This window comes from Lysobacter sp. F60174L2, assembly GCF_052547135.1.
Genome location: NZ_JBQWRA010000003.1, coordinates 617,373 through 641,578, shown reverse-complemented (window position 1 = coordinate 641,578; position 24,206 = coordinate 617,373). Strand labels below are relative to the sequence as shown.

General features: G+C 67.7%; 24 protein-coding genes and 1 other RNA gene. 11 read left to right on the top strand and 14 right to left on the bottom strand.

Features of this window, described 5'->3' with window-relative positions:
- Window positions 1-4: 4 nt before the first annotated feature.
- Window positions 5-259, bottom strand: a complete 255-nt coding sequence (locus tag ACT9AS_RS11895) for an RnfH family protein (RefSeq protein WP_445100334.1) — start codon at window positions 257-259, stop codon at window positions 5-7.
- A complete protein-coding gene (locus ACT9AS_RS11890; RefSeq protein WP_445100333.1) occupies window positions 256-687 on the bottom strand; it encodes an SRPBCC family protein in 432 nt (143 codons plus the stop codon). The genes ACT9AS_RS11895 and ACT9AS_RS11890 overlap by 4 nt, the downstream gene beginning before the upstream one ends.
- A 68-nt stretch (window positions 688-755) precedes the next feature.
- Here ACT9AS_RS11890 and smpB point away from each other — a divergent pair, with 68 nt between their 5' ends.
- Entirely contained in the window at window positions 756-1,256 is a 501-nt protein-coding gene (smpB, locus tag ACT9AS_RS11885) for an SsrA-binding protein SmpB (protein ID WP_445100332.1), read from the top strand.
- 16 nt (window positions 1,257-1,272) lie between these two features.
- Here smpB and ACT9AS_RS11880 read toward each other — a convergent pair whose 3' ends face one another.
- Window positions 1,273-3,477, bottom strand: coding sequence for a CHASE domain-containing protein (locus tag ACT9AS_RS11880; RefSeq protein WP_445100331.1), 2,205 nt, complete (start codon window positions 3,475-3,477; stop codon window positions 1,273-1,275).
- A 129-nt stretch (window positions 3,478-3,606) separates the two neighbouring features.
- Here ACT9AS_RS11880 and ssrA point away from each other — a divergent pair.
- The 3 genes from ssrA (at window position 3,607) to ACT9AS_RS11865 (ending at window position 4,695) form a co-directional block, all read left to right on the top strand.
- Window positions 3,607-3,960, top strand: a transfer-messenger RNA (tmRNA) gene (ssrA, locus tag ACT9AS_RS11875).
- Window positions 3,961-4,088: 128 nt separating this feature from the next.
- Window positions 4,089-4,448, top strand: a complete 360-nt coding sequence (locus ACT9AS_RS11870; RefSeq protein ID WP_445100330.1) for a hypothetical protein — start codon at window positions 4,089-4,091, stop codon at window positions 4,446-4,448.
- Window positions 4,449-4,479: 31 nt separating this feature from the next.
- Window positions 4,480-4,695, top strand: coding sequence for a hypothetical protein (locus ACT9AS_RS11865; RefSeq protein ID WP_445100329.1), 216 nt, complete (start codon window positions 4,480-4,482; stop codon window positions 4,693-4,695).
- Here the strand turns inward: ACT9AS_RS11865 and ACT9AS_RS11860 are convergent.
- Genes ACT9AS_RS11860 through ACT9AS_RS11850 form a run of 3 tightly spaced genes read right to left on the bottom strand, consistent with a single transcriptional unit; the run spans window position 4,692 to window position 12,578 of the window.
- The gene (locus ACT9AS_RS11860; protein ID WP_445100328.1) at window positions 4,692-5,381 is read right to left on the bottom strand and encodes a histidine kinase dimerization/phospho-acceptor domain-containing protein; all 690 of its coding nucleotides are present in this window, start codon (window positions 5,379-5,381) and stop codon (window positions 4,692-4,694) included. The two genes, ACT9AS_RS11865 and ACT9AS_RS11860, sit on opposite strands and share 4 nt — an antisense overlap.
- Window positions 5,382-5,412: 31 nt before the next feature.
- A complete protein-coding gene (locus ACT9AS_RS11855) occupies window positions 5,413-7,161 on the bottom strand; it encodes a response regulator (RefSeq protein ID WP_445100327.1) in 1,749 nt (582 codons plus the stop codon).
- On the bottom strand, window positions 7,146-12,578 hold the full coding sequence (locus ACT9AS_RS11850; protein WP_445100326.1) for a HAMP domain-containing protein: 5,433 nt from the start codon (window positions 12,576-12,578) through the stop codon (window positions 7,146-7,148). Before ACT9AS_RS11850 ends, ACT9AS_RS11855 begins: the two co-directional genes overlap by 16 nt.
- A gap of 163 nt (window positions 12,579-12,741) precedes the next feature.
- Between ACT9AS_RS11850 and ACT9AS_RS11845 the strand changes: the two genes are divergently transcribed.
- A complete protein-coding gene (locus ACT9AS_RS11845) occupies window positions 12,742-13,251 on the top strand; it encodes an MgtC/SapB family protein (RefSeq protein ID WP_445100325.1) in 510 nt (169 codons plus the stop codon).
- 72 nt (window positions 13,252-13,323) lie between these two features.
- Here the strand turns inward: ACT9AS_RS11845 and ACT9AS_RS11840 are convergent, their stop codons facing one another.
- The 8 genes from ACT9AS_RS11840 to ACT9AS_RS11805 form a co-directional block, all read right to left on the bottom strand.
- A complete protein-coding gene (locus tag ACT9AS_RS11840) occupies window positions 13,324-14,031 on the bottom strand; it encodes an OmpA family protein (RefSeq protein ID WP_445100324.1) in 708 nt (235 codons plus the stop codon).
- A 117-nt stretch (window positions 14,032-14,148) separates the two neighbouring features.
- Window positions 14,149-15,240 carry an alanine racemase gene (gene alr, locus ACT9AS_RS11835; RefSeq protein ID WP_445100323.1) on the bottom strand — a complete coding sequence of 364 codons (1,092 nt, stop codon included), beginning with the start codon at window positions 15,238-15,240 and terminating at the stop codon, window positions 14,149-14,151.
- A gap of 25 nt (window positions 15,241-15,265) precedes the next feature.
- Entirely contained in the window at window positions 15,266-15,478 is a 213-nt protein-coding gene (locus tag ACT9AS_RS11830) for a KTSC domain-containing protein (RefSeq protein WP_445100322.1), read from the bottom strand.
- 2 nt (window positions 15,479-15,480) lie between these two features.
- Entirely contained in the window at window positions 15,481-16,902 is a 1,422-nt protein-coding gene (locus ACT9AS_RS11825) for a replicative DNA helicase (protein WP_445100321.1), read from the bottom strand.
- A gap of 330 nt (window positions 16,903-17,232) precedes the next feature.
- On the bottom strand, window positions 17,233-17,685 hold the full coding sequence (rplI, locus tag ACT9AS_RS11820; protein ID WP_445100320.1) for a 50S ribosomal protein L9: 453 nt from the start codon (window positions 17,683-17,685) through the stop codon (window positions 17,233-17,235).
- Window positions 17,686-17,847: 162 nt separating this feature from the next.
- Window positions 17,848-18,078 carry a 30S ribosomal protein S18 gene (rpsR, locus tag ACT9AS_RS11815; protein ID WP_332617551.1) on the bottom strand — a complete coding sequence of 77 codons (231 nt, stop codon included), beginning with the start codon at window positions 18,076-18,078 and terminating at the stop codon, window positions 17,848-17,850.
- Between the two features lie 26 nt (window positions 18,079-18,104).
- Window positions 18,105-18,560 (bottom strand): 30S ribosomal protein S6, encoded by a 456-nt coding sequence (rpsF, locus tag ACT9AS_RS11810; RefSeq protein WP_445100319.1) that lies wholly within the window; start codon window positions 18,558-18,560, stop codon window positions 18,105-18,107.
- Between the two features lie 156 nt (window positions 18,561-18,716).
- The gene (locus ACT9AS_RS11805) at window positions 18,717-19,055 is read right to left on the bottom strand and encodes an iron-sulfur cluster assembly accessory protein (RefSeq protein WP_445100318.1); all 339 of its coding nucleotides are present in this window, start codon (window positions 19,053-19,055) and stop codon (window positions 18,717-18,719) included.
- Between the two features lie 133 nt (window positions 19,056-19,188).
- Here ACT9AS_RS11805 and asnS point away from each other — a divergent pair, with 133 nt between their 5' ends.
- Genes asnS through can form a run of 6 tightly spaced genes read left to right on the top strand, consistent with a single transcriptional unit; the run spans window position 19,189 to window position 24,155 of the window.
- Window positions 19,189-20,589 carry an asparagine--tRNA ligase gene (asnS, locus tag ACT9AS_RS11800; protein WP_445100317.1) on the top strand — a complete coding sequence of 467 codons (1,401 nt, stop codon included), beginning with the start codon at window positions 19,189-19,191 and terminating at the stop codon, window positions 20,587-20,589.
- Between the two features lie 4 nt (window positions 20,590-20,593).
- A complete protein-coding gene (locus tag ACT9AS_RS11795; RefSeq protein WP_445100316.1) occupies window positions 20,594-20,896 on the top strand; it encodes a hypothetical protein in 303 nt (100 codons plus the stop codon).
- Window positions 20,897-20,901: 5 nt separating this feature from the next.
- Window positions 20,902-21,204, top strand: a complete 303-nt coding sequence (locus ACT9AS_RS11790) for a hypothetical protein (protein ID WP_445100315.1) — start codon at window positions 20,902-20,904, stop codon at window positions 21,202-21,204.
- A 22-nt stretch (window positions 21,205-21,226) separates the two neighbouring features.
- On the top strand, window positions 21,227-22,012 hold the full coding sequence (locus tag ACT9AS_RS11785) for an SDR family oxidoreductase (RefSeq protein WP_445100314.1): 786 nt from the start codon (window positions 21,227-21,229) through the stop codon (window positions 22,010-22,012).
- A gap of 49 nt (window positions 22,013-22,061) precedes the next feature.
- Window positions 22,062-23,486, top strand: a complete 1,425-nt coding sequence (locus ACT9AS_RS11780) for an aldehyde dehydrogenase family protein (RefSeq protein ID WP_445100313.1) — start codon at window positions 22,062-22,064, stop codon at window positions 23,484-23,486.
- Window positions 23,487-23,492: 6 nt separating this feature from the next.
- Entirely contained in the window at window positions 23,493-24,155 is a 663-nt protein-coding gene (can, locus tag ACT9AS_RS11775) for a carbonate dehydratase (protein WP_445100312.1), read from the top strand.
- Window positions 24,156-24,206 lie beyond the last annotated feature (51 nt).

Here is a 24,206-nt window from a genome sequence, read left to right as displayed (position 1 = left end):
ACGGTCAGCGTCCGCGGCTGGCGGCGCGGCGCCGGCGCGCATCCTTCGGATCGACCTGCAGCGGACGCAACAGTTCGATCCTGTCGCCGTCGTGCAGCCTCGCCTGTCCGTCAACGACCGCGCCGAACACCGCGCAGTCCGTTCCCGGGCCGGCCCACCCGGCGACACGCAGCGCGTCGGCCACGCAGGCGCCCTCTTCCAGCTCCAGCAGCACCCGTTCGAACCGCCGCGGCCACGCCCGGATCAGCTCGACCTTCATTCACCACCGCGGTCCGCGACCCGGATGAAGTCATCGACCATCCGGTCCGCCAGGCTCTGGAAACCGATCGCCATCGCCGGGGCCAGCAACTTCACCTTCGGCTCGAAATCGAGTGTCAGCGTCACCTTGCAGGCCGATTCGTCGAGGGCGTGGAACTCCCATCGCCCCGACAGTCTGCGGAACGGGCCGTCGACCAGCTTGAGGTCGATGTGGTGCGGCTCCGACATGGTGTTCTCGGTGGTGAACCAGGTCCGCAGCGCGCCCAGCCCGAGGTCGAGCCGCGCGACCATCCGGCCGGGCGACGATTCCAGCACCTCGGCGCCATCGCACCAGTCGAACCGGCGCGGATAGGCGGGTACATCGTTGACCAGCGCGAACATGCGCGCGGCGGAGTGTTCGACGAGGGCGGTACGGCGGATGCTCGGCATCGGGAGTGACGGATTCCAGTCGGGCGGCCAGTCGCCCGGCGACCCCGCAATCAGGGACAATAGGCGCGATGACCAAGAAGAAGACTGGAAAGGATAAGGGAAAGGGCGCGGGCGGCACCATCGCGCTCAACAAGCGCGCGCGCCACGATTACACGCTTGAGGAGCGTTTCGAAGCCGGGCTTGCGCTGCAGGGCTGGGAGTTGAAGTCGATCCGCGCCGGCCGCGCCAATATCGGCGAAAGCTACGCGGTGGTCCGCGGTGGCGAAATGTTCCTGTTCGGCGCGCAGATGACGCCGCTGATATCGGCGTCCACCCACGTCGTCACCGAGGAGCGCCGCACCCGCAAGCTGCTCATGCATCGGCGCGAGATCGACAACCTGATCGGCCGCATCCAGCGTGATGGCTACACCGTGGTGCCGACATCGCTGTACTGGAAGGGCAACAAGGTCAAGATCGAACTCGCGCTGGCCAAGGGCAAGCAGAACCACGACAAGCGCCAGGCCGGCAAGGACCGCGACTGGGCCCGCGACAAGCAGCGCATCCTGCGCGCCCACAACAAGAACGCCTGACGGCTGCTGTCGCCGGTCAGTGCTCGGGGCGCTCGCCCGGCAGGGTGAAATAGAACGTCGCGCCCTCGCCTTCGCGGCCTTCGGCACGGATGGTGCCGCCGTGGCGCTCGACGATGCGCTTGACCGACGCCAGGCCGATGCCGTGGCCCGCGAACTGCTCCTGGTCATGCAGCCGCTGGAACGGCCGGAACAGCTTGTCGACGTACTGCTGGTCGAATCCCGCGCCGTTGTCGCGGACGAAGAACTCGCCTGACTGTGTCCCGAACCCGATCCTGCCGCTCTCGCGGTCGCGGGTGAACTTCCACGCGTTGCCGAGCAGGTTGGCGAGCAGGTTGCGCAACAGGGTCGCATCGCCCTCGACCGACAGCCCGCCGGCGATTTCGACCTGGACATCGCGTTCGGGCTCCGCCTCGCGCAGTTCCTGGACCACATCGGCCGCCATCCGGCTGAGGTCCACGTGCTCGCGCTTGACCGCGCCTCGGCCCAGCCGCGACATCTTGAGCAGCGCGTCGATCAGCTCGCCCATCCGGCTGGCGGCATTGCGTACCCGCCCCAAGTAGCCCTGCCCGGCATCGTCGAGGGCACCGGAATAGCGTTCCGCGAGTACCCGGCTGAACCCGTCGATCGCCCGCAGTGGCGCGCGCAGGTCGTGCGAGATGCTGTAGGCGAACGCCTCGAGTTCCTGGTTCGCCTGGCTCAGCTCGCGCGTGCGCATCGCCACGCGCGCTTCCAGCGTCCGGTTGAGCGCGTGCACCCTGGCCTGCGCGCGCAGCCGTTCGGTCACATCCTCCACCTGCACCAGCCCGACGATGTCCTGCCCCACGCTGCCGGGCAGCGGCGCGTATGTCAGCTGCGCGTGCCGCGGCTCGCCGCCGGTGCGGTGCAGGCGCCGCGTGGTCCGATGCACGCCCGCCGCGTCGGTGCTGGCGTCCGCGTGCGCTGCCTGCGCGCTGAGCTCGTCGTCCTCGAACAGCGCATCGAAGCGCACCCCCACCAGGGACTCGGGCGACCGGCCGACAATCGTCCCCATCGCGGGGTTGGCCTCGACGATCGCACCCTCGCTGTCGAGCAGGACCTTTCCGATCGCGGAGTACGTCATCGCCACCCGGAACCGCTGCTCGCTGCGCCGGAAATTCTCGGTCAGTCGCAACGCAATGCGCTGCGCACGCGACTCGGTACGGGCCAGCATCCAGGCGACCGCATACATCAGCAACGATGCGAACAGGCCCAGCGCCAGCGTGTTCTGCAGGCTCCCCAGGCGCGGGACGGCCTCGGCGAGCGGCAGCGAGTCGAACTCGATCCGCCAGCGCCGCCCGTAATTGTCGAACTCCACGGCGTGGGTGAACGCCGGCGGCTGCTGCGCCTCCCCGGGGCTCGACGCGAACAGCAACTGCGACTTTCCATCGGTCACGTCATGGATGCGGAACCGCATGTCGTTGTCGTCGCCCAGCACAACGGCCACGAAACGGTCGGCGCGGAACGGCACGTAGACCCATCCCAGCATCGCCTCCCGGCGTGCCTCCATCGTTGCCGGGCGCTCGCCACCGCGATAGACCGGCAGGTACAGCAGCAGGCTCGTCGCCTGCTCGGCACCCTGCTGGATCAGGTGGACCGGTCCCGACAGCGACGCATGGCCACCTTCGAGCGCGGCCTGCATCGCTGCGTGGCGGACCGGCTCGGAGTACATGTCGAAGCCGATCGCCGAGAGGTTTTCGCGGGTCTTCGGCTCCAGATAGAGAATCGGCCCGTAATACTCCCGGTCGCCGTCCGGACGCACGTCAAGCAGGCCCCAGCCGGCCTGCCGCCATTCCACCTGCAGGTTCTCCAGCCGGCCCTGGCTGACATAGCCGGCGAATCCCAGCCCGACCATCGCGGGAAAGCGGCGCGACAACTCCATCCCGTCGGCATAGCCGTACCACTGGTGGGGTGTCGGCCGGTTGACCGAGGCGAACAGTGCCGCGCCGCCGCCCGCGACCAGCTCGTAGCTGACCACCTGCTGCTGGAGCTGGTCGGCAAGCTCCTGGGTGCGGCCGATGAACTCGACGTTGGCCGCCCGCATCTCGCGGTCGTAGGCCACCTGCCACAGTGCGAACACCGATGCCAGCGACCCCAGGAGGACCACCAGCGCCCACAGATGGCCGCGCAACGGGCGCAGCCCACTGGCCTGTGGAGGTCCACTGGCCTGTGGAGGTGTGCCGCTTTCGCCCGAGGGTTCATCCATGGCGGAAAGCATACAAGCCCGCGCTGCATCCGCGACGTCACTGAACCCCCACCTGACGTGCCGGCCGGCGCACCTTGTGGAAGCCCGCGCCGGCCCTATACTTGCGGGGTCAGCAATCTTGTAGTCCCCGGGGGTGCACTGGCTTCGACGGGGGTCGCGAAATCGCCTGGCGCATGCCGAGGGGGTAGCTTTCCTCGTAAATCCAGCTGCAAAACTCTAGTTGCCAACGACGACAACTACGCACTGGCCGCTTAAGGCCTAAGCCCCGAAATCGCTTGTGTCCGTGCTCGCGACGTAGGGTCATCATCACGGAATCGCCGGGAGTGGCTGCCTGCCAGCACCCGGTTAACCCAAAGCAGGCTGGCCCCCGGATGCGCTTCGCGCACCGTGCTGTCCGGGAGCGAGATCCAACGGTGAGCTAAGCATGTAGTGCCGGGGATGGAGTGCCTTCGGACGGGGGTTCAATTCCCCCCACCTCCACCATTTGCAACGACAACGGGCCGCCAAGCGGCCCGTTGTCGTTTGGCGCAGCGACAGCCGGCGACGCGGTTGCGGATGCCGTCCATCGGCGCCACTATCGCCCGGCAGGGGGCCGTTCAAGAGGCAATCAGATGTCCGGCCATGCCGATGTCGCCATGACCCGGGGCTTCGTCGATTTCGACGGCGAGCTGGCGTTCTGGCGCGAACAGTTCAGTCGCTATCCCTTCTTCCAGCCCGGCCTCGAGTTTGCCGACTACGCGCCGGCGTTCAAGCTCGGGATCAACATGTTCCTGCATGGTCGCGGCCGCGGCTTCGACGAACACAGCGCGCAGGTGATCGAGGCCTACGACCGGACGCGCGGAGAAAGCCGCCTTGACTGGCACGAGGCTTGCGCCGCCGCCGTCGCGGCATGGCGACGGATGCGGGAAAATCCGTCGCGGCCTGACTCCCTGGATGCATCACGCCGCCTTGGCGGGGAATCCGTATCTTGATGGCGCCGGGCCTTCAGCCCATGGAGTTGCCATGAACACGACCAGACAGGGTGCGCCCACCCCGGACCGGGGCGGACAGGACCGGAAGGATCCGCCGATCGACGGCGCTACGGACCAGCGCGAGGATCCCGAGAAGAAGCAGGATCGCAAGGAGCACGAGAGCGAAAACCAGGACGAGGCGCTTGAGGAAACCTTCCCGGCCAGCGACCCGGTATCGCCGTTCATTCCTTCGAAAACGCCGGATTAACCTTCCGGAGCCGCGGCTGCCAGTGGCAGCACCACCCGGATCAGGGCCGATCCGTCCCCGCTGTCCGCGGTAACCATGTCGCCGTCGTGGGCGTGTGCTATCGCCTGCGCGATCATCAGTCGCATCCCCAGGCCCTCGTCGAATGGCGCGGGCTCAGCGCCGTGGAATACGCCGTCGCGCTCGGCAGCGTTCCAAGGGGCACCCGGCGCCATTACCTCGATGCGTACACCCTCGGGGACCAGGTCCGCGCCCACGGCAACCTTGCCGTCGACGATGCGTGACTGCATGAAGCCGATCAGCGTGGACAGCATCTGCACCAGACGCTGCGCATCGCCGTCGAGCGTCACGTCGTCGAGCGCGGCTGCGATGTCCAGCCGTATGTCCGCCCCGGATGACGTGACCGCAAGCTCGACCAGCATCGCCGGTGCGACCACGTCGCGACGATTCACCAGGCGCAGCTGGCGGGCACGGGTCCAGTCCGAAACTTCCTGCACCATCGCGCTGAGCCGCGCGGTCTGGCGGTCGATGATGGCGAGCAGCTCATCGCGCCGTTCCGGTTCGATATCGGGGCGACGCAGCAGGTAGGCTGCGGTCTGCAGTGGCGACAGGGGGCCGCGCAGGTCATGCGCCAGCCGGTCGAGCAGCATCCCGGACGCATTCGCGGCCTCGCCCGCTCCGCTGGCCACGGCCCCGGAAGCATCGCGATGCGGGGAGTGATCAGCCACTGGAAGACTCCGCTGTACGCCGCGCGTGCGCCGGCGTGCTGCACAGCCCCTGGATCGCTTCGAGCGCTGGCGGTTTGACCAGGTGCTCGTCGAACCCGGCCTCCCGGGTGCGGCGGCGGTCTTCCGGCTGGCCCCAGCCGGTCACGGCGACGATCGAGACGCCCGCCATGCCGGGCAGCGCCCGCAGCCTGGGCGCCAGCTCGTAACCGCTCAACCCGGGCATGCCGACGTCGAGGAAGACGATCTCGGGCTGGAACGCCTCGACATCCGGCAGTACCGAATGCGGGTCGTACAGGCGGCGGACCTCGTGCCCGAGCATCTCGATCATCATCGCCAGGGTATCGGCCGCGTCGCGGTTGTCGTCGACCACCAGCACGCGGCGTCGTGCCGGATCCGTGTCCGCGGCGGCCACCGGGAGCGGCGGGACCGGCGCCGGTGCGTCAACCGCGGGCTGCAACGGAAGCGCGACGGTAAACGTGGCGCCCCGCCCCATGCCTTCGCTGCTCACCGCGACCTGCCCGCCGTGCATCTCCGCCAGCCGCCGCACCAGGGTCAGGCCGATGCCGAGGCCGCCGTGGGTGCGGTCGACAGAGGTTTCGACCTGCGAGAACATCTCGAAGATGCGTTCGGCCTGGTCCGCGTCGAGCCCGATCCCGGCATCGCGGACCTGCACCTCGACCTGTCCGTTCCGCATCCGCGCCCGAAGCTCGATGTGGCCATGCGGATCCGAGTACTTGGCCGCGTTGTTCAGCAGGTTGGCGAATACCTGCGACAGCCGCGCCTGGTCGGCGATGAGCCGCAGCGGGCAGTCCGGCAGATCGACCACGAGCTCATGCTCGCCCTGCTCGATCGACGGCCTCGCGATCTCGATCGCCGAATCGACGATTTCCTGCAGCGAGGTCGGGTGCTTGCGCAGGGTCAGCTTGGCCTGGCTGATGCGGGCGATATCCAGCAGGTCGTCGATCAGCCGCACCAGCAGCGTGAGCTGGCGTTCCATAAGCGATTGCAGGCCGTCATCGTTGGACCCGCCCGACAGGCGACGGATTCCCAGCGCGTTCTGCAATGGCGCCAGCGGGTTGCGCAACTCGTGGGCCAAGGTGGCGAGGAACTCGTCCTTTCTCCGGTCGGTCTCGCGCAACAGCTGCTCGACCCGGTTGCGCTCGGCGATTTCGTCCTGCAGCGCGTCGTTGCGGGCTGCGAGGGCGGCGTTGGCGTCGCGCAGCGACTCGTTCAGCACGGCGAGCTCGCGGGCCTTCTCCACGTGCAGCGCCTGGTTGGCGGCGGCGAGCTTGGCATTGGTGGCCTCCAGTTCGCGACGCTTGCGGTGCAGCTCGGCCAGCACCACCACCTTGGTCCGCAGTATCTCCGGGATCACCGGCACCATCACGTAGTCGACCGCGCCCAGCTTGTAGCCACGCAGGCGATCCATGTCGGTGACGTTGACCGCGGTGACGAAGATGATCGGCGTCTTCTCGAACCGGGGATGCTGGTGGATCATGCTCGCGGTCTCGAAGCCGTCCATGCCGGGCATGTTGACGTCGAGCAGGATCACCGCGTAGTCGTCGCTCATCAGGCGCCGCAACGCCTCGACGCCGGAACTGGCCTCCACCAGCTCCTCGCCCAGCGGCTCCAGGATCGCCCGGTAGGTCAGCAGCCGGCCCGGCTGGTCGTCGACCAGCAGGATCCTGACCGGCGCCTCGACCGCACCGGGCTGGCTCGCGATGTTCAGCGGTGCAGCCACTGGCGCAGCACTCCGAGCAACTGGTCGGTGACCACCGGCTTGGCCAAGTAGTCGGATGCACCGGCCTCCAAACACTTCTCGCGGTCGCCCTTCATCGCCTTGGCGGTGACCGCGACGATCGGCAACGCGCGCGATTCGGGGCGCTCACGGATCGCCCGCATGGTCTGGTAGCCGTCCATGCCGGGCATCATGATGTCCATCAGCACCAGTGCGATCTCCTCGTCGGCGGCGACCTTCTCGATCGCTTCCTGGCCGGTGCCGGCGGTCACCACGTCCATGCCGTGGCGCTCGAGCACGCTGGACATGGCGAAGATGTTGCGGACGTCGTCATCGACCACCAGCACGCGCTTGTCGCACAACGCGTCGTCGGACTCGTGCAGGCTCTGGACCATGCGCTGCTTGGCCGCCGGCAGGTCGGCGATGACCCGGTGCAGGAACAGCGCGGTTTCATCCAGCAGGCGCTCAGGCGACTCCACGCCCTTGATCACCACGCTCTTGGCCGCCTTCCTGAGGCGCTTGTCGTCCTCGGCGGTGAGGTCCTTGCCGGTGAACACCACCACCGGCACGTCGCACAGCGCCGGTTCGGCCTGGATCCTGTCGAGCAGCTCGAAGCCGGTCATGTCGGGCAGGCGCAGGTCGAGGACGACACAGTCGTACGGGTGCGACTGCATCGACTCCAGTGCCTCGGCGCCGGTGCCGACGGTCTCGATGGCGACATCGTCGTGGCGGATCAGCTCCTCGATGCTCATGCGCTCGGCCGCGTCGTCCTCGACCACCAGCAGCCGTTTGACCCGCGGCAGGGTGTACTCCTTGATCCGCTGCAGCGCGGCGCCGATGGTCTCGGTGGTGGCCGGCTTGGCGAGGTAGGAGAACGCACCGCGCTCGATGCTCTGGTGGCGCTCCTCCTCGATGGTGACGATCTGCACCGGGATGTGCCGGGTCGCCGAATCCTGCTTCAGCCGTGCCAGCACGGTCCAGCCAAGCATGTCGGGCAGGAAGATGTCGAGCGAGATCGCGCTGGGCCGGTAGTCGTGGACGAGCCGCAGTGCGTCGCTGCCGCGGCTGGCAACCAGTACGCGGAAGCCCTGGGTCCGCGCCAGGTCGCGCAACACGGTCGCATAGCGCGGGTCGTCCTCGACCAGCAGCAACACCGGCTCGCCTTCCACCAGCACGTCGCGGTCGTCGTCGATCGTTTCGCCGGTGTCCTGTTGCAGTTCTTCCTCCGACTGCGGCAGCACCTGTTGCGCACGGTGGTGGGCGACCGCGGCGCGGGCCTCGTGGGCGCCATCGGCGCCGGCATAAGACAACGGCAGGTACAGGGTGAAGGTGCTGCCCTCGCCCACCTCGCTGCGCAGGCGCAATTCACCGCCGAGCAGGCCGGCGATCTCGCGGCTGATCGCCAGCCCGAGTCCGGTGCCGCCGTACTGCCGCGACGTGCCCGCATCGGCCTGCTGGAACGCCTCGAACACGATGCGCTGCTTGTCCGAGGAAATGCCGATGCCGGTGTCGGTGACATCGAACGCGACCACCGTCGGCGCGGCATCGAGCACCGCGTGGCCGGATGACCAGCCGTCTTCCGCCGCGCGGCCAACCAGTCGCACGCTGCCCTCGGCGGTGAACTTGAAGGCATTCGACAGCAGGTTCTTGAGAATCTGCTGCAGGCGCTTGGGGTCGGTGTCGAGCGCACGCCCCAGTTCCGGCGAGAACTCCACCGAGAACTCCAGCTTGCGACGCTCGGCCTCGTGCCGGAACGCTCGCTCCATGTTCTCGCGCAGGTGGCGGAAGCTGATCTCCTCGTTGTCGACGGTGACCGTGCCGGACTCGATCTTGGACAGGTCGAGAATGTCGCTGATCAGGTGCAGCAGGTCGGTACCGGCGGCATGGATGGTGGTCGCGAACTCGACCTGGCGCGGTGTCAGGTTGGTCTCGACGTTCTCCGCCAGCTGCTGGCCCAGGATCAGGATCGAATTGAGCGGCGTGCGCAGCTCGTGCGACATGTTGGCGAGGAACTCGGACTTGTAGCGCGAGGTCAGCGCCAGCTCGGCGGCCTTCTCCTCAAGCGCGCGGCGGGCGTGCTCGATCTGCAGGTTCTTGCCTTCCACCTCGTTCTTCTGCTCGGCCAGCAACGCGGCCTTCAGCGCGATGTCCTCGTTGGTCTGGCGCAGGGTCTTCTGCTGCGACTGCAACTCGCCGGCCAGCTGCTGCGACTGCGCCAGCAGGCGCTCGGTGCGCATCGTCGCCTCGATCGTGTTGAGCACGATGCCGATGCTGCGCGACAGCTGGTCCAGGAACGCACGGTGCGAGACGGTGAACTCCGACAGCGAGGCCAGCTCGATCACCGCCTTGACCTGGTCCTCGAACAACACCGGCAGCACGATCACGTTGCGCGGCACGAGGTCCAGCAGGCCGGTGCGGATCTGCACGGTGCCCGGCTCGACGTCGTCGATCACGATCATCCGGGCCTGTGCGGCGCACTGGCCGATCAGGCCTTCACCGAACTCGATGGTGGTCCTTGCCTCGGCCGTGCCGCTGCTCGCGTACCCGGCGAGTTGCCGCAGCACCCGCTTGCCGCCGGACTCGTCGTCATCGACCACGTACATCAGGCCCTTGTGGGCATTGACCAGCGGGGCGAGTTCCGACAGCAGCATGTTGCCCAGCGTGATCAGGTCGCGCTGGCCCTGCATCATGCCGCTGAAGGTGGCCATGTTGGTCTTCAGCCAGTCCTGCTCGCGACCGCTTTCGGTGGTCGCACGCAGGGTGCCGATCATGGCGTTGATGTTGTTCTTGAGGTCGGCCAGCTCGCCGCTGACGTCGACCTGGATCGAGCGGGTCAGGTCGCCTTGGGTAACCGCGGTCGCGACCTCCGCGATCGCGCGGACCTGGGTGGTGAGGTTGGCCGCGAGCTGGTTGACGTTGCCGGTCAGGTTCTCCCAGATGCCGGCCGTGCCCGGCACCTTGGCCTGGCCACCGAGCCGCCCCTCGACGCCGACCTCGCGCGCCACCGTGGTCACCTGGTCGGCGAAGATCGCCAGGGTGTCGGTCATGGAATTGATCGTATCGGCCAGCTCGGCGATCTCGCCCTTGGCCTCCACCGTCAGCTTCTTGCTCAGGTCGCCGGTGGCCACCGCGGTCACCACCTGCGCGATGCCGCGCACCTGGGTGGTGAGGTTGGTCGCCATCGAGTTGACGTTGTCGGTCAGGTTGGCCCAGGTGCCGGCAACGCCGGGCACGGTCGCTTGCCCACCCAGCTTGCCCTCGGTGCCGACCTCGCGCGCCACGCGGGTCACCTCGGCGGCGAACGAGTTGAGCTGGTCCACCATCGTGTTGAGGGTGTCCTTCAGCTGCAGGATCTCGCCCTGCGCATCGACGCCGATCTTGCGCGACAGGTCGCCCTTGGCCACCGAGGTCGCGACCTCGGCGATGTTGCGGACCTGCGAGGTCAGGTTCGACGCCATCGAGTTGACGTTGTCGGTGAGGTCCTTCCACGTACCGGCGACGCCCGGCACGCGCGCCTGGCCGCCGAGCTTGCCTTCGGTACCGACCTCGCGCGCCACGCGGGTCACCTCGGCGGCGAAGGAGTTGAGCTGGTCGACCATCGTGTTGATGGTGTCCTTGAGCTCGAGCATCTCGCCCTTCACGTCCACCGCGATCTTGCGCGACAGGTCGCCCTTGGCCACCGCCGTGGTCACCTCGGCGATGTTTCGCACCTGGCTGGTCAGGTTGGACGCCATCGCGTTGACGTTGTCGGTCAGGTCGGCCCAGGTGCCGGCCACGCCGGGCACGGTCGCCTGGCCGCCGAGCTTGCCCTCGGTGCCGACCTCGCGCGCCACGCGGGTCACCTCGGCGGCGAAGCTGTTGAGCTGGTCGACCATCGTGTTGATGGTGTCCTTGAGCTGCAGGATCTCGCCCTGCGCGGTCACCGCGATCTTGCGGGACAGGTCGCCCTTCGCGACCGCGGTGGTGACCTCGGCGATGTTGCGCACCTGGCTGGTCAGGTTGGAGGCCATCGCGTTGACCGAGTCGGTCAGGTCGGCCCAGGTGCCATCGACACCCGGCACGGTCGCCTGGCCGCCGAGCTTGCCCTCGGTACCGACCTCGCGCGCCACGCGGGTCACTTCCGCGGCGAAGCCGTTGAGCTGGTCCACCATCGTGTTGAGGGTGTCCTTGAGCTCCAGCATCTCGCCCTTCACGTCGACCGTGATCTTGCGCGACAGGTCGCCCTTGGCCACCGCGGTGGTGACCTCGGCGATGTTGCGCACCTGCAGGGTCAGGTTGGACGCCATCGAGTTGACGTGGTCGGTCAGGTCCTTCCAGGTGCCGGCGACGTCGGGCACCTGCGCCTGGCCGCCGAGCTTGCCTTCGGTACCGACCTCGCGCGCCACGCGCGTCACCTCGGCGGCGAAGCCGTTGAGCTGGTCGACCATCGTGTTGATGGTGTTCTTGAGCGCGAGGATCTCGCCCTGCGCATCAACGCCGATCTTGCGCGACAGGTCGCCCTTGGCCACCGCGGTGGTCACCTCGGCGATGTTGCGCACCTGGCTGGTCAGGTTGGACGCCATCGCGTTGACCGAGTCGGTCAGGTCCTTCCACGTGCCGGCGACGCCGGGCACCACCGCCTGGCCGCCGAGCTTGCCCTCGGTACCGACCTCGCGCGCCACGCGTGTCACTTCCGAGGCGAAGCTGCGCAGCTGGTCGACCATGGTGTTGATGGCCTCTTTCAGCTGCGCCATCTCGCCGCGCACGTCGGCGGTGATCTTGCGCGACAGGTCGCCGTCGGCGACCGCAATCGTCACCTCGGAAATGTTGCGTACCTGCGTGGTCAGGTTGGACGCCAGCTCGTTGACCGAGTCGGTCAGTTCCTTCCAGACGCCCGACACGCCCTTGACCTTGGCCTGCCCGCCGAGCCTGCCGGCGGTGCCGACCTCGAGCGCCACGCGGGTCACCTCGGCGCTGAACTCGCTCATCTGCTCGATCATGCGGTTGACGATCTTCGCCGAGCGCAGGAACTCGCCCTTCAACGGCCGGCCATCGGCTTCCAGCGGCACGGTGTGGGTCAGGTCGCCCTTGGCCACGCCGGCCATCGCCGCGGTCATCGTCTCGACCGGGCGGACGAGATCGTCGATCAGCCCGTTCACCGATTGCTGCATGCCCAGCCAGGCACCGTCATGGCCGGTCGCAGCCAGGCGCTTGCCGGTCTGTCCGTCGCGGCCAACCGCGTTGCCGACGCGGTCGAGCTCCTCGGCCATGTGCCGGTTGCGCGCGACGATCGCGTTGAAGCAATCGGCGATCTTGCCCTGCGTGCCTTCCCAGTGCACCGGAAGCTGCACGGAGAAGTCGCCGTCGCGGACCGCGCACAACGCTTCGAGCAGGCGCCGGGTCGCCTCGTCACCGGAAATCGCATCGTCTTCGGCACGCACTGCGCGCCTGGAATCATTGCCCACGCTTTCTGCTCCCCCCGAGCCCGACAAAAGCGGAATGGTTTGTGAAATTTTTCCGAAACTATCGTAAACCGTGTGAAGGTTCGTTCACGAACGGACGACATCGCCTATCGCCGTGTTGCCGCTGACGGCGCGTTTACGCATGACCTCCGATGCTGGCCGCATGGAGTGGATGAACTGGTCGGCCCAGCTGGAAGTGGTGTTCGCCACGGGAGTCGCAATGATCCTGGGCGGACTGGTGGGCGTGGAACGCGAGCTCAAGGACCGCCCCGCGGGCTTCCGCACCCACATGCTCGTCGCCGGCGCCGCTGCCCTGCTTGTCGGAATCGGGCGGCTGGCGCTGGAGGACCCCGCGTTGTTCGACATGGATTCGGCGTCGCTGCGGATCGATCCGCTGCGCCTGGTCGAAGCGGTGATCGCCGGCGTGGCCTTCATCGGCGCCGGCACGATCTTCGGCAGTCGCGGCCACGTCGCCGGAATCACCACGGCGGCCTCGCTGCTGATGGTCGCGGTGATCGGCATCGCGACGGGACTGCACTATTACGTGGTCGCCGGCGCAGCCACCGCGCTCACGCTGGTGGTACTCGCCGTGCTGGCCCTGCTGGACCGGCGCAGGCCACGCGGAAAGCGTTCCGGCTCCGGAAGCCGATGATTGAGTCGAGCGCCCACAAAAAAACGGGCTCCTCGCGGAGCCCGTTCTGCCTGCCTGGATGCGCGGCTCCGATCAGGACCGGATCGGCACCAGGGTGATCTCGACGCGGCGGTTCTGCGCACGCCCGGAATCGGTGTCGTTGCTGGCGATCGGACGGCTCTCACCGGCGCCGGTGATGATGAAGCGGTCGCGCATCAGGCCCCTCGACATCAGGTAGTCGCCCACCGCGTCGGCGCGGCGCACGGACAACGCCTGGTTGTAGGCATCGGTGCCCTTGCTGTCGGTATGGCCGGCGACTTCGACGATGGTCTGGTTGTACTCGCTCAGGGTCGCGGCGACGTCGTCGAGCACCGGATAGAACTGCGGCTGCAGCGCCGAGCTGTCGAAGCCGAAGGTGATGTTGTCGGGCATGTTCAGCGTGATGTTGTCGCCCTGGCGCACGACATCGACGCCGGTACCGGCCATGCGGTCGCGCAACGCGCGTTCCTGGCGGTCCTGGTAGTTGCCGATCGCACCGCCGGCAAGGCCGCCGACACCCGCACCGACCAGCGCACGCTGGCGACGCTCGGTGGCGTCGTCGCCACTGAGCAGGCCGGCCACGGCACCGACGGCGGCACCGATCAACGCACCCTTCTTGGTGCGGTCATACTCGCCCTGGGGCTGGCCATACGGATCCTGCGAGCCGTAACCACCCTGGTTGTAGCCACCGGTGCTCATGCAACCGGCCATCATGGCGCTCATCACGGCCGCGCCGAGTGCAAGCTTGGTCTGGTTCTTCATGTCTGTCCCTTTGGTTTGGCTGTGGGCCTGAATAGCGGACCCAAGCTAATCACGCCGGCGTGTGAAAGAGGTGATGGACGCAAATGCCTATTCAGCTTCGGGCAGGCCAGCGTGCGTTCAACGCTCCAGGAAACGCACGCGGCGGGTGATCGAACAGGTCAGCTCGTACCCGATCGTGCTGGCAGCGGCTGCGATCGTTTCGACCGGCAACTCCGCCCCCCACAGGATCACCGGGTCGCCCACCCGCGCGTCGGGAATGGTCCGCAGGTCGATCGTCATCAGGTCCATCGAGACCCGGCCGATCACCGCGGCACGCTGGCCGTTGACGAGGACAGGCGTGCCCGACGGGGCCGCGCGTGGATAGCCGTCGCCATAGCCGATCGCGGCGACGCCGACCGGCATGTCCTCCGGGGTCTCCCAGGTGGCGCCGTAGCCGATGCGCTCGCCCTTGCGGATGCGGTTGACCGCGATCAGGCCCGTCGCAAAGGTCATCGCCGGGCGCAGGCCGAAATCCGTGCCGGTCCTGCCCTCGACCACCGACATGCCGTACAGCGCACCGCCGGCACGCACCCAGTCGGCATGCGCGTCGGGCCAGCCGAGGATCGCGGCCGAATTGGCCAGCGACCGCGCACACGGCAGGTCGGCGCATACCTCGTTGAAGATGCGGATCTGCTCGAGGGTCTGGCGTCCCTCGCCGGGGCCGTCGATGAACTCGTCGGAGCTTGCGAAATGGTTGAGCAGCCGGACCTCGCCGACCACGCCCTGCAGCGCGGCCAGGCGCGCATGCGCTTCGCGGACGTCTTCCGGCGCGAAACCCAGCCGGTGCATGCCGGTGTCGACCTTGAGCCAGCAGCGCAGCGGCTCGCCCGCCCCGGCCTGTTCGAGCATCTGCAACTGGCTGGGGTGGTGGATGACCGTGTCGGCATGCAGCATGCGCAGGCGGGGGATGTCCGCCGCCTCGTTGAAGCCCGACAGCAGCAGGATCGGCTGGGAGATGCCGGTTGCGCGCAGGCGTTCGGCATCCGACAGCGCGGCGACCCCGAACGCATCGGCGCCACCGAGCGCGCGTGCGACCCGCTCCAGCCCGTGGCCATAGCCGTCGGCCTTGACCACCGCCATGACACGGCTGTTGGGCGCGCGCGCGCGGACCTGGCCGAGGTTGTGGCGCAGGGCGTCGGTATGGATGACGGCGGAAGTCGGTCGGGCCATGGGGCGGAATCCTGATCGGGAGACTCTAGTCGAGATGCTCGTACTCGAAACGGTCGCGGACGTGCTGGCTGAAGTATTCGCCGTGCGATTCCGCGCCCATCAGCCCCGCGTGGACAGACCCGGGCACATCGAAGTACCGGTAGACCTCGCCGCTGTGGAACTCGATTTCGAGGACACGCCGGATCGCGTCGTAGCCGACGCCGCGCAGGGCTTCCGACTCGACCCGCCGGCGTCGCATCGCTATTCGAAACTGCCCACGGAATCGTGCGCGAGGTTGTCGAAGCGGGTGTATTCGCCGAAGAACTTCAGCTTCACCGAGCCCGTGGGGCCGTTACGCTGCTTGCCGATGATGACCTCGGCCAGGCCCTTGTCCGGCGAGTTTTCCTTGTTGTAGTAGTCGTCGCGGTAGATGAAGACGATCACGTCGGCGTCCTGCTCGATCGCGCCGGACTCGCGCAGGTCGGCCATCACCGGGCGCTTGTCGGCGCGCTGTTCCAGCGAGCGGTTGAGCTGCGACAACGCGATCACCGGGACGTTGAGCTCCTTGGCCAGGTGCTTGAGCGAGCGCGAGATCTCGGAGATCTCGGTGGCGCGGTTCTCGCTGTTGCCGGGCACCGCCATCAGCTGCAGGTAGTCGACCACGATCAGGCCCAGGTCGTGCTCGCGCTTGAGCCGGCGCGCCTTGGCCCGCAACGCATCCGGCGACAGGCCCGGGGTGTCGTCGATGAAGATCTTGGCTTCCTTGAGCATCCGGATCGCGCTGGTGACGCGGCTCCAGTCCTCGTCCTCGAGCTGGCCGCTGCGCAGGCGCTGGGCGTTGACCCGGCCGTTGGACGAGATCAGGCGCAGGGCGAGCTGGCTGGCCGACATTTCCATCGAGAACACCGCGACCGCCTTCTTGCTCTTGATCGCGGCGTACTCGGCCATGTTGAGCGCCAGCGTGGTCTTGCCCATCGCCGGGCGCGCGGCGAGGATCAGCAGGTCGGTCGGCTGCAGGCCGGCGGTCATCTCGTCGAAGTCGGTGTAGCCGGTTGGCAGGCCGGTGACGGTTCCGCCGGCCGCGTAGCGCGTCTGCAGCACGTCGAAGGCTTCCGACAGCGCGGTGTTGATCGCGGTGAAGTCGGAACGGCCCTTGGCGCCGGCCTCGGCGATCGCGAACACCTGCTGCTCGGCGGTCGACAGGATCTCGCTGCTGTCGCGGCCGTCGGGCTGGAAGCCGTCGTTGACGATGTTGGTGCCGACCTCGATCAGCTGCCGCAGCACCGCCTTGTCGCGCACGATCTCGGCGTAGGCCTTGATGTTGGCCGCCGACGGCGTGGTGCTGGCCAGTTCGATCAGGTAGGCGCCGCCGGCGACCTGCTCGGCCTGCCCCATCGACTCGAACCATTCGCCGAGGGTGACCGCGTCGAACGGCTTGTTCTTCTCGGCCAGCTCGCGGATCGCGCGGAAGATCAACTGGTGGTCGCGACGGTAGAAGTCGCGCTCGGTGAGGCTGTCGGCGACGGTGTCGTAGGCGTCTGGCGCCAGCATCAGGCCGCCGAGCACGGCCTGCTCGGCCTCGACCGACTGCGGCGGGATGCGCAACTGGTCGACGCGCTGGTCGGCGCGGGTTTCGAAACGGCTGTCGCGGTGCTCGCCACGGAAACCGGGTCGTGCGCTCATCAAGAAGTATCCTGGCTGGGGCTGCTGCGACGAAACACGCGGGAGCCGAGCCGCCATCCTAGGCCCAGACGCGCGGAAGCGTTGCAGATAAGTCTGTGGATATCGGGTGGATAGCTTGCCGCTGGGAAACGCAGGGTGTCGCACGATGCGATCTCATGCGGTGCGACTTCTGTAGGAGCGACGTGAGTCGCGATCGCACGGCGATCCCGGTTGTCAGTGAAATCGCGACTCACGTCGCTCCTACAAAAACGCGACCCGCGAAAACGCGAGCTGCAGAAACACGAAGGGCGCCTTCCGGCGCCCTTCGCGTGGATCAGCGGTCGGTGGAACTCAGACCACTTCGCCTTCGACGATCACCTTGACGGTGCTCTCGATGTCGGCATGCAGGTGGACGACGACGTCGTACTCGCCGGTACGGCGGATCGCGCCCTCGCCCATGATCACCTCGGACTTCTCGACCGGGTAGCCGGCCTTGGTCAGTTCCTCGGCGATGTCGCGGGTGGTGATCGAGCCGTACAGCTTGCCTTCGGTGGCGGCATTGGCGCGGATCGTGATCGACACGTCGGCCAGCTTGGCCTGGCGGGCTTCGGCTTCTTCCAGGGTGGCCTTGGCCTTGGCTTCGTACTCGGCGCGGCGCGCCTCGAACTCGGCCAGGTTGGTGGCGGTGGCCGGCACGGCCTTGCCCTGCGGCACCAGGAAGTTGCGGCCATAGCCCGGCTTGACGTCGACCTTGTCGCCGAGCTTGCCGAGGTTCTGCACGTTCTGCAGGAGGATCAGTTGCATGATGTTGCTCCGGTTTCGTTAGCGGGCCGTCAGGCCCGCAGCGGGTTGCGCTGTCCGAATGGGGTCGCTGTCAGAAAGCTGAAAAGCTGCCCTCACCCTTGCCCTCTCCCGCAGGCGGGAGAGGGAAATCGGAGTCCTCTCCCAGGGGAGAGGACGACGGGCTCAAGCGTTGTGGTTGTCGGTGTACGGGATCAGCGCGAGGAAACGGGCGCGCTTGACCGCGGTCGCCAGCTGGCGCTGGTACTTGGCCTTGGTGCCGGTCACGCGGCTCGGCACGATCTTGCCGGTCTCGGTGAGGTTCTGGCGCAGGGTGTTGAGATCCTTGTAATCGATCTCCTTGACGCCCTCGGCGGTGAACTTGCAGAACTTGCGGCGGCGGAAGAACTTGGACATGGGAACAGTGCTCCTGGAATGCGCGGTCAGGCGGTTTCGGTGGCGTCGGCGGCCGGCTTGGCGTCGGCGTCATCGGCCTTGGCTTCGCTGCGGTCGTCGTCGCGACGCGGACGGTCGCCGCGATCACCGCGGTCGCCACGATCGGGCTTGTCGCCCTTCTCGTCCTTGAACTTCATGATCAGCGACTGCTCGGTGTCGGCCTCGTCGCGGCGCATGACCAGGTGACGCAGCACGGCGTCGTTGAAGCGGAAACCGTCGACCAGCTCGTTCAGCACGTTCTGGCTGCACTCGATGTTGAGCAGCACGTAGTGGGCCTTGACCAGGTTCTCGATCGGGTACGCCAGCTGGCGGCGGCCCCAGTCCTCGAGACGGTGGATCTTGCCCTCGCCCGCCTCGATCAAGCCCTTGTAGCGCTCGATCATGGCCGGGACCTGCTCGCTCTGGTCCGGGTGGACCAGGAACACGACTTCGTAATGACGCATGGTGTTGTCCTTGTGGATATCGGCCTTGCGACCGGGTCAGCCCCCCGTCCGCCCGGATGGGCGCGGTGGAGCAAGGTTCCCCACGGCCTGGCCGGAGGAAGCCGGCTATTATCGCAGGTTCGGGGCGGTCAGGGCAATGGCGCCCCGGCAGCGGGTTTACGCCACGTCCGCGTCGGTGGTGAAACTCTCGCCGCAACCGCATTCCGCGCTGGCATTGGGGTTGCGGAACAGGAACTGCTCGCCCAGGCGCTGCCGGACCAGGTCGATCTCGGTGCCGTCGACCTGCGGCAGGCTCAGCATGTCGACGTAGATGCGCACCCCGTCCTGCTCGAACACGGTGTCGCCGGCGCGCTCTTCGGTGGCCAGGTCGGCCACGTGCTGCCAGCCGGAGCAACCGGTCTTCGTCACGCCGAAACGCAGCCCGATCGCGTCGGGGGTTTCAGCGAGGAAGCGCTGCACGCGGGCGAGCGCGGCGGGGGTCAGGCTGATGCTCATGAAATCTCCGTCGAAGCTGCCATTATAGGTGTTTCCAGCGGCACTCCCGGCGCGATCGGGATCGCGCTGAACGGGCCGCCCCGGTAAACTCCGGCCCTCTTCATATCGGCCCGAACAGGCAAGGATTCAAGGCATGACGGTGGTCAGCGTCGAACATGCGCTCGCAGGCAAGCTGCCCGCCGGTGGCGAAGTCACGGTCCGCGGCTGGGTGCGCACCCGGCGCGACTCCAAGGCCGGGCTGAGCTTCGTCAATGTCAGCGACGGCTCGTGCTTCGCGCCGATCCAGGTGGTCGCGCCCAACACCCTGCCCAACTACGAGGACGAGGTGAAACGCCTGACCGCGGGCTGCTCGGTGATCGCCACCGGCGAGCTGGTCGCCTCGCAGGGCCAGGGCCAGGGCTTCGAGATCCAGGCCAGCAAGGTCGAGGTGGTCGGCTGGGTCGATGATCCGGAGACCTACCCGATCCAGCCCAAGGCGCATTCGCTGGAGTTTCTGCGCGAGGTCGCGCACCTGCGCCCGCGCACCAACCTGTTCGGCGCCGTCACCCGCATCCGCCACTGCCTGTCGCAGGCGGTGCATCGGTTTTTCCACGAGCGCGGCTACTACTGGATCAGCACCCCGATCGTGACCACCAGCGACGCCGAGGGTGCCGGTCAGATGTTCCGGGTCTCGACCCTGGACCTGACCAACCTGCCGCGCGGCAAGGACGGCGCGGTCGATTTCAGCCGCGACTTCTTCGGCAAGGAAACCTTCCTGACGGTGTCCGGCCAGCTCAACGTCGAGGCCTACTGCCTGGCGCTGAGCAAGGTCTACACCTTCGGCCCGACCTTCCGCGCCGAGAACTCCAACACCACCCGCCACCTCGCCGAGTTCTGGATGGTCGAACCAGAGATCGCGTTCGCCGACCTGCTGGAGACCGCCGGCGTCGCCGAGGACTTCCTCAAGTATCTGTTTCGGGCGGTGCTGGACGAACGCGCGGACGACATGGCGTTCATCGACGAGCGCGTGCAGAAGGGCGCGACGGCGCGGCTGGAGGCGTTCATCAACGCGCCGTTCGAGCGGATCGACTACACCGATGCGATCGGCCTGCTGCAGAAGTCCGGGCACAAGTTCGATTTCCCGGTCGAGTGGGGCCTGGACCTGCAGACCGAGCACGAGCGCTGGCTGACCGAGCAGCATGTCGGCCGCCCGGTGGTCGTGACCAACTACCCCGAGCACATCAAGGCGTTCTACATGCGCCTCAACGACGACGGCAAGACGGTCGCGGCGATGGACGTGCTGGCGCCGGGCATCGGCGAGATCATCGGCGGTGCGCAGCGCGAGGAGCGGCTGGACGTGCTCGACGCGCGCATGGCGCAGTTCGGCCTCGACCCCGAGCATTACCAGTGGTATCGCGACTTCCGCCGTTACGGCAGCGTGCCGCACTCCGGCTTCGGCCTCGGCTTCGAGCGGCTGGTGGTCTACGTCTGCGGCCTGGCCAACATCCGCGACGCGATCCCCTACCCGCGCGCACCGGGCAACGCGGAGTTCTGAGCCGGTGATCCTGTTCCTCGCCCTGCTGTTCCTGGCCCTGGCGATCGCCGGCGCGACCGCGTTCGTGATCTTCTGGCCGCTGATGCTGGTCCACGTGCGCGATCGCCACCCGGGGCTGCAGGGCGACCTCGGCGCCAACGCCTTCGCCCGGCCGTCGGCCTGGCTCTGGCTCCTGCGTGGCGGCTACCGGGCGATGGGCGACCGCAACCTCGACGGACTGGCAACGCCTGCACGGATATCGCTGTGGGTGATCATCAGCGGCCTGGTCGGCGCCGGGCTGCTCTACCTCCTGTCACTGGTGGCCTGATGGACATGAACGACAACACCCAGTGGTGGCTCGCCACCCTCGGCCGCACCGTTATCTGGGCGCGTTTGCGGGTGCTTGAGGCCGGCACCGCCGAGGTGTTCGACAGCGACGGCAACACCCTGCCCTACGACAGCGAGGACAGCGCCCGCGCCGCGTTGATGGACGCCGAGTTCACCGCCATCGACGGCATGGACGAGGACGACGCCGACGCGCGCGGCTTCACGCTGCAGGAGCTGACGCCACCCCGGGCCGACGACGACGCGAAGTTGCGCGCACTGATGGTGCAGAAGCTTCCGACCCGGCACTGACCGCGACCCGCAGGAGACCGACATGGACCTCAACCTCACCGGCCGCCATGCACTGGTCTGCGGCGCCTCCGAAGGCATCGGCCGCGCCACCGCGCACGAGCTTGCCCTGCTGGGCGCCGACGTGACCGTGCTCGCGCGGCGGGAAGAAGTCTTGCGCGCGGTCGCCGATGAACTGCCCCGAAGTGATGGCCAGCGCCACGGCTGGATCGCCGCCGACGTCGCCGACACCGACCGGTTGCGCGCCAGGGTCGAATCGCTCGCCGCGGCGCGGTCCGTGCACATTCTGGTCAACAACACCGGTGGCCCGCCCGGCGGCCCCGCGCACAACGCGGATACCGGCGAGTTCCTGGATGCCTTCAACAAACATCTGATCGCCAACCACGTGCTGCTGCAGGCTGTCCTGCCGGGCATGCGGACCGACCGCTGGGGACGCGTGGTGAATGTGGTCTCGACCTCGGTGCGCGAGCCGATCGCCAACCTCGGCGTCTCCAACACCACCCGTGGCGCCGTCGCAGGCTGGGCCAAGACACTGTCACGCGAACTGGCCGGTGACGGGATCACCGTCAACAACGTGTTGCCCGGCTCCACCGAAACCGGCCGCATCGAACAGATCCTGCGGGACCGTTCGAAGGCCACCGGCCAGACCGAGCAGCAGGTCGCCGACGCCATGCGCAAGACCGTGCCGGCCGGCCGCTTCGCCAGGCCGGAAGAAGTCGCCGCCGCCATTGCTTTCCTGTGCTCGCCGGCGGCCGCCTACATCAACGGCGTGAGTCTCGCGGTCGACGGCGGCCGGATGCAATCAATCTGAGCGGCACCGGACGGCGACGTATCCACGGCGCCCGCGCTAAGCTTGCCGGATGCGCCTGACCCACTGGATCGACGGCAAAGCACGCGAAGCGGCCTCGGGCTGCTGGCTCGACGTCTTCGATCCCGCCACCGGCCGCGCGTTTGCCGAAGTGGCCGACGGTGACGCCGCCGATGCGCAGGCCGCGGTCGCTGCCGCGCAAGCCGCCTTCCCCGCCTGGTCGAAGCTGCGAAACAGCGAACGCGCACGCTGGCTCGAAAAGTTGGCCGATGCTCTGGAAGCGCGTCTCGACGACTTCGCCCACGCCGAGTCGCGCGACGGTGGAAAACCGATCAAGCTCGCCCGCGAAGTCGAGATCCCGCGCGCGATCAGCAACCTGCGTTTCTTCGCCCACGCCGCGACCCAGTTCGCCAGCGAATCGCACCACGGCGAAGCCGGCCTCAACTACACCCTGCGTCAACCGCTTGGCGTGGTCGCCACGATCTCGCCGTGGAACCTGCCGCTGTACCTGCTGACCTGGAAGATCGCACCCGCGCTGGCCGCCGGCAACACCGTGGTCGCCAAGCCGTCGGAGATCACCCCGGTCACCGCGACGATGCTGGCCGGACTGGCGACGGAAATCGGCTTCCCGCCGGGCGTGCTCAATGTCCTCCATGGCCGCGGCCCCGAAGTCGGCGAACCGCTGCTGACCCATCCGCAGGTCAAGGCGGTGTCGTTTACCGGCAGCACCGTCGTCGGCCGCCGCATCGCCGGGCTGACCGCGCCGCTGCTGAAAAAGCTTTCGCTGGAACTCGGCGGCAAGAACCCGACGCTGGTATTCGCCGACAGCGACTGGCGCGACCAGCTCGACACCCTCGTCCGTTCGGCATTCCAGAACTCCGGCCAGATCTGCCTGTGCGGTTCGCGCATGCTGGTCGAGCGCAGCATCTACAGCGAGTTCCGCGACGCCCTGGTCGAGCGGGCGCTGGCACTGCGCGTCGGCGACCCGATCGACGAGGACAACCAGCTCGGCCCGCTGGTGTCGCAGGCCCATTTCGACAAGGTGGTGGCGGCACTGCAGCGCGCCCGTGACGAAGGCGGCCACGTGCTGTGCGGTGGCAACGTGCTGGAGCGCCCGGGCTGGTTCATCGCCCCGACCGTGATCGACAACCTCAGCCCCGACTGCGCCAGCAACCGCGAGGAAATCTTCGGCCCGGTCGTCACCCTGCAACCGTTCGACAACGACGACCACGCCCTCGCCCTCGCCAATGCCGGCGACTACGGCCTGGCCGCCTCGGTCTGGACCCGCGACCTCAACCGCGCCCACCGCATGGCCGCCGAACTGCGCGCCGGCATGGTCTGGATCAACACCTGGCTGCAACGCGACCTGCGTACGCCGTTCGGCGGCGCCGGCAACTCCGGCCTCGGTCGCGAAGGCGGGCTGGAAGCGATGCGATTCTTCACCGACGCCAAGAACGTCGGCCTCCACCTTGGATAAACCTGCATGAATTCACTGAAAGAACTGCTGCACAAGAACCGCGAATGGGCCGACCGCGTCAGCGCCGAGGACCCCGGATTCTTCGAGCGCCTGTCGCGCCAGCAGGCGCCGGAGTTCCTCTGGATCGGCTGCTCCGACTCGCGGGTGCCGGCCAACCAGATCATCGACGTCTCGCCGGGCGAGGTGTTCGTCCACCGCAACATCGCCAACGTCGTCGTCACCACCGATCTCAATTGCCTGTCGGTGATCCAGTTCGCGGTCGACGTGCTCAAGGTCAAGCACATCCTCGTGGTCGGCCATTACGGCTGCGGTGGCGTGCACGCGGCGCTGCACGGCAAGCGCCTGGGCCTTTCCGACAACTGGGTGCGCCACGTCGCCGATGTCGCCGAGAAGCACGCCACGAGCCTGCACGAGTTCGGCGACGACGAGCTCAAACACGACCGCCTGTGCGAGTTGAACGTGCTGGAACAGGTGGTCAACGTCTGCCACACCACCATCGTCCGCGACGCCTGGAGCCGTGGTCAGCAGCTCGCGGTGCACGGCTGGGTCTACACCCTGCGCGATGGCCGCGTGCACGACCTGCGGGTCGACGTGACCGAGGCCGAACGCCTGCCGTCGGTCTATGCCGATGCGCTCGCGCGCATCCAGGTCGACCGCGAGGACCGCTGAGATGGAGCGGCCACAACAGTACCGATCGCCCTGGCTCATGCGCCGCTGGCC

Excerpts from the sequence above, each read along its gene's own strand:
- ACT9AS_RS11840 (WP_445100324.1), bottom strand. The coding sequence starts at position 14,031 with ATGAAGAACCAGACCAAGCTTGCACTCGGCGCGGCCGTGATGAGCGCC.
- rpsR (WP_332617551.1), bottom strand. The coding sequence starts at position 18,078 with ATGTCCAAGTTCTTCCGCCGCCGCAAGTTCTGCAAGTTCACCGCCGAG.
- alr (WP_445100323.1), bottom strand. The coding sequence starts at position 15,240 with ATGGCCCGACCGACTTCCGCCGTCATCCATACCGACGCCCTGCGCCAC.
- ACT9AS_RS11880 (WP_445100331.1), bottom strand. The coding sequence starts at position 3,477 with ATGGATGAACCCTCGGGCGAAAGCGGCACACCTCCACAGGCCAGTGGA.
- ACT9AS_RS11845 (WP_445100325.1), top strand. The coding sequence starts at position 12,742 with ATGACCTCCGATGCTGGCCGCATGGAGTGGATGAACTGGTCGGCCCAG.
- asnS (WP_445100317.1), top strand. The coding sequence starts at position 19,189 with ATGACGGTGGTCAGCGTCGAACATGCGCTCGCAGGCAAGCTGCCCGCC.
- ACT9AS_RS11790 (WP_445100315.1), top strand. The coding sequence starts at position 20,902 with ATGAACGACAACACCCAGTGGTGGCTCGCCACCCTCGGCCGCACCGTT.
- ACT9AS_RS11805 (WP_445100318.1), bottom strand. The coding sequence starts at position 19,055 with ATGAGCATCAGCCTGACCCCCGCCGCGCTCGCCCGCGTGCAGCGCTTC.
- rpsF (WP_445100319.1), bottom strand. The coding sequence starts at position 18,560 with ATGCGTCATTACGAAGTCGTGTTCCTGGTCCACCCGGACCAGAGCGAG.
- ACT9AS_RS11830 (WP_445100322.1), bottom strand. The coding sequence starts at position 15,478 with ATGCGACGCCGGCGGGTCGAGTCGGAAGCCCTGCGCGGCGTCGGCTAC.
- rplI (WP_445100320.1), bottom strand. The coding sequence starts at position 17,685 with ATGCAACTGATCCTCCTGCAGAACGTGCAGAACCTCGGCAAGCTCGGC.
- ACT9AS_RS11825 (WP_445100321.1), bottom strand. The coding sequence starts at position 16,902 with ATGAGCGCACGACCCGGTTTCCGTGGCGAGCACCGCGACAGCCGTTTC.
- can (WP_445100312.1), top strand. The coding sequence starts at position 23,493 with ATGAATTCACTGAAAGAACTGCTGCACAAGAACCGCGAATGGGCCGAC.
- smpB (WP_445100332.1), top strand. The coding sequence starts at position 756 with ATGACCAAGAAGAAGACTGGAAAGGATAAGGGAAAGGGCGCGGGCGGC.
- ACT9AS_RS11865 (WP_445100329.1), top strand. The coding sequence starts at position 4,480 with ATGAACACGACCAGACAGGGTGCGCCCACCCCGGACCGGGGCGGACAG.
- ACT9AS_RS11870 (WP_445100330.1), top strand. The coding sequence starts at position 4,089 with ATGTCCGGCCATGCCGATGTCGCCATGACCCGGGGCTTCGTCGATTTC.
- ACT9AS_RS11780 (WP_445100313.1), top strand. The coding sequence starts at position 22,062 with ATGCGCCTGACCCACTGGATCGACGGCAAAGCACGCGAAGCGGCCTCG.
- ACT9AS_RS11890 (WP_445100333.1), bottom strand. The coding sequence starts at position 687 with ATGCCGAGCATCCGCCGTACCGCCCTCGTCGAACACTCCGCCGCGCGC.
- ACT9AS_RS11895 (WP_445100334.1), bottom strand. The coding sequence starts at position 259 with ATGAAGGTCGAGCTGATCCGGGCGTGGCCGCGGCGGTTCGAACGGGTG.
- ACT9AS_RS11785 (WP_445100314.1), top strand. The coding sequence starts at position 21,227 with ATGGACCTCAACCTCACCGGCCGCCATGCACTGGTCTGCGGCGCCTCC.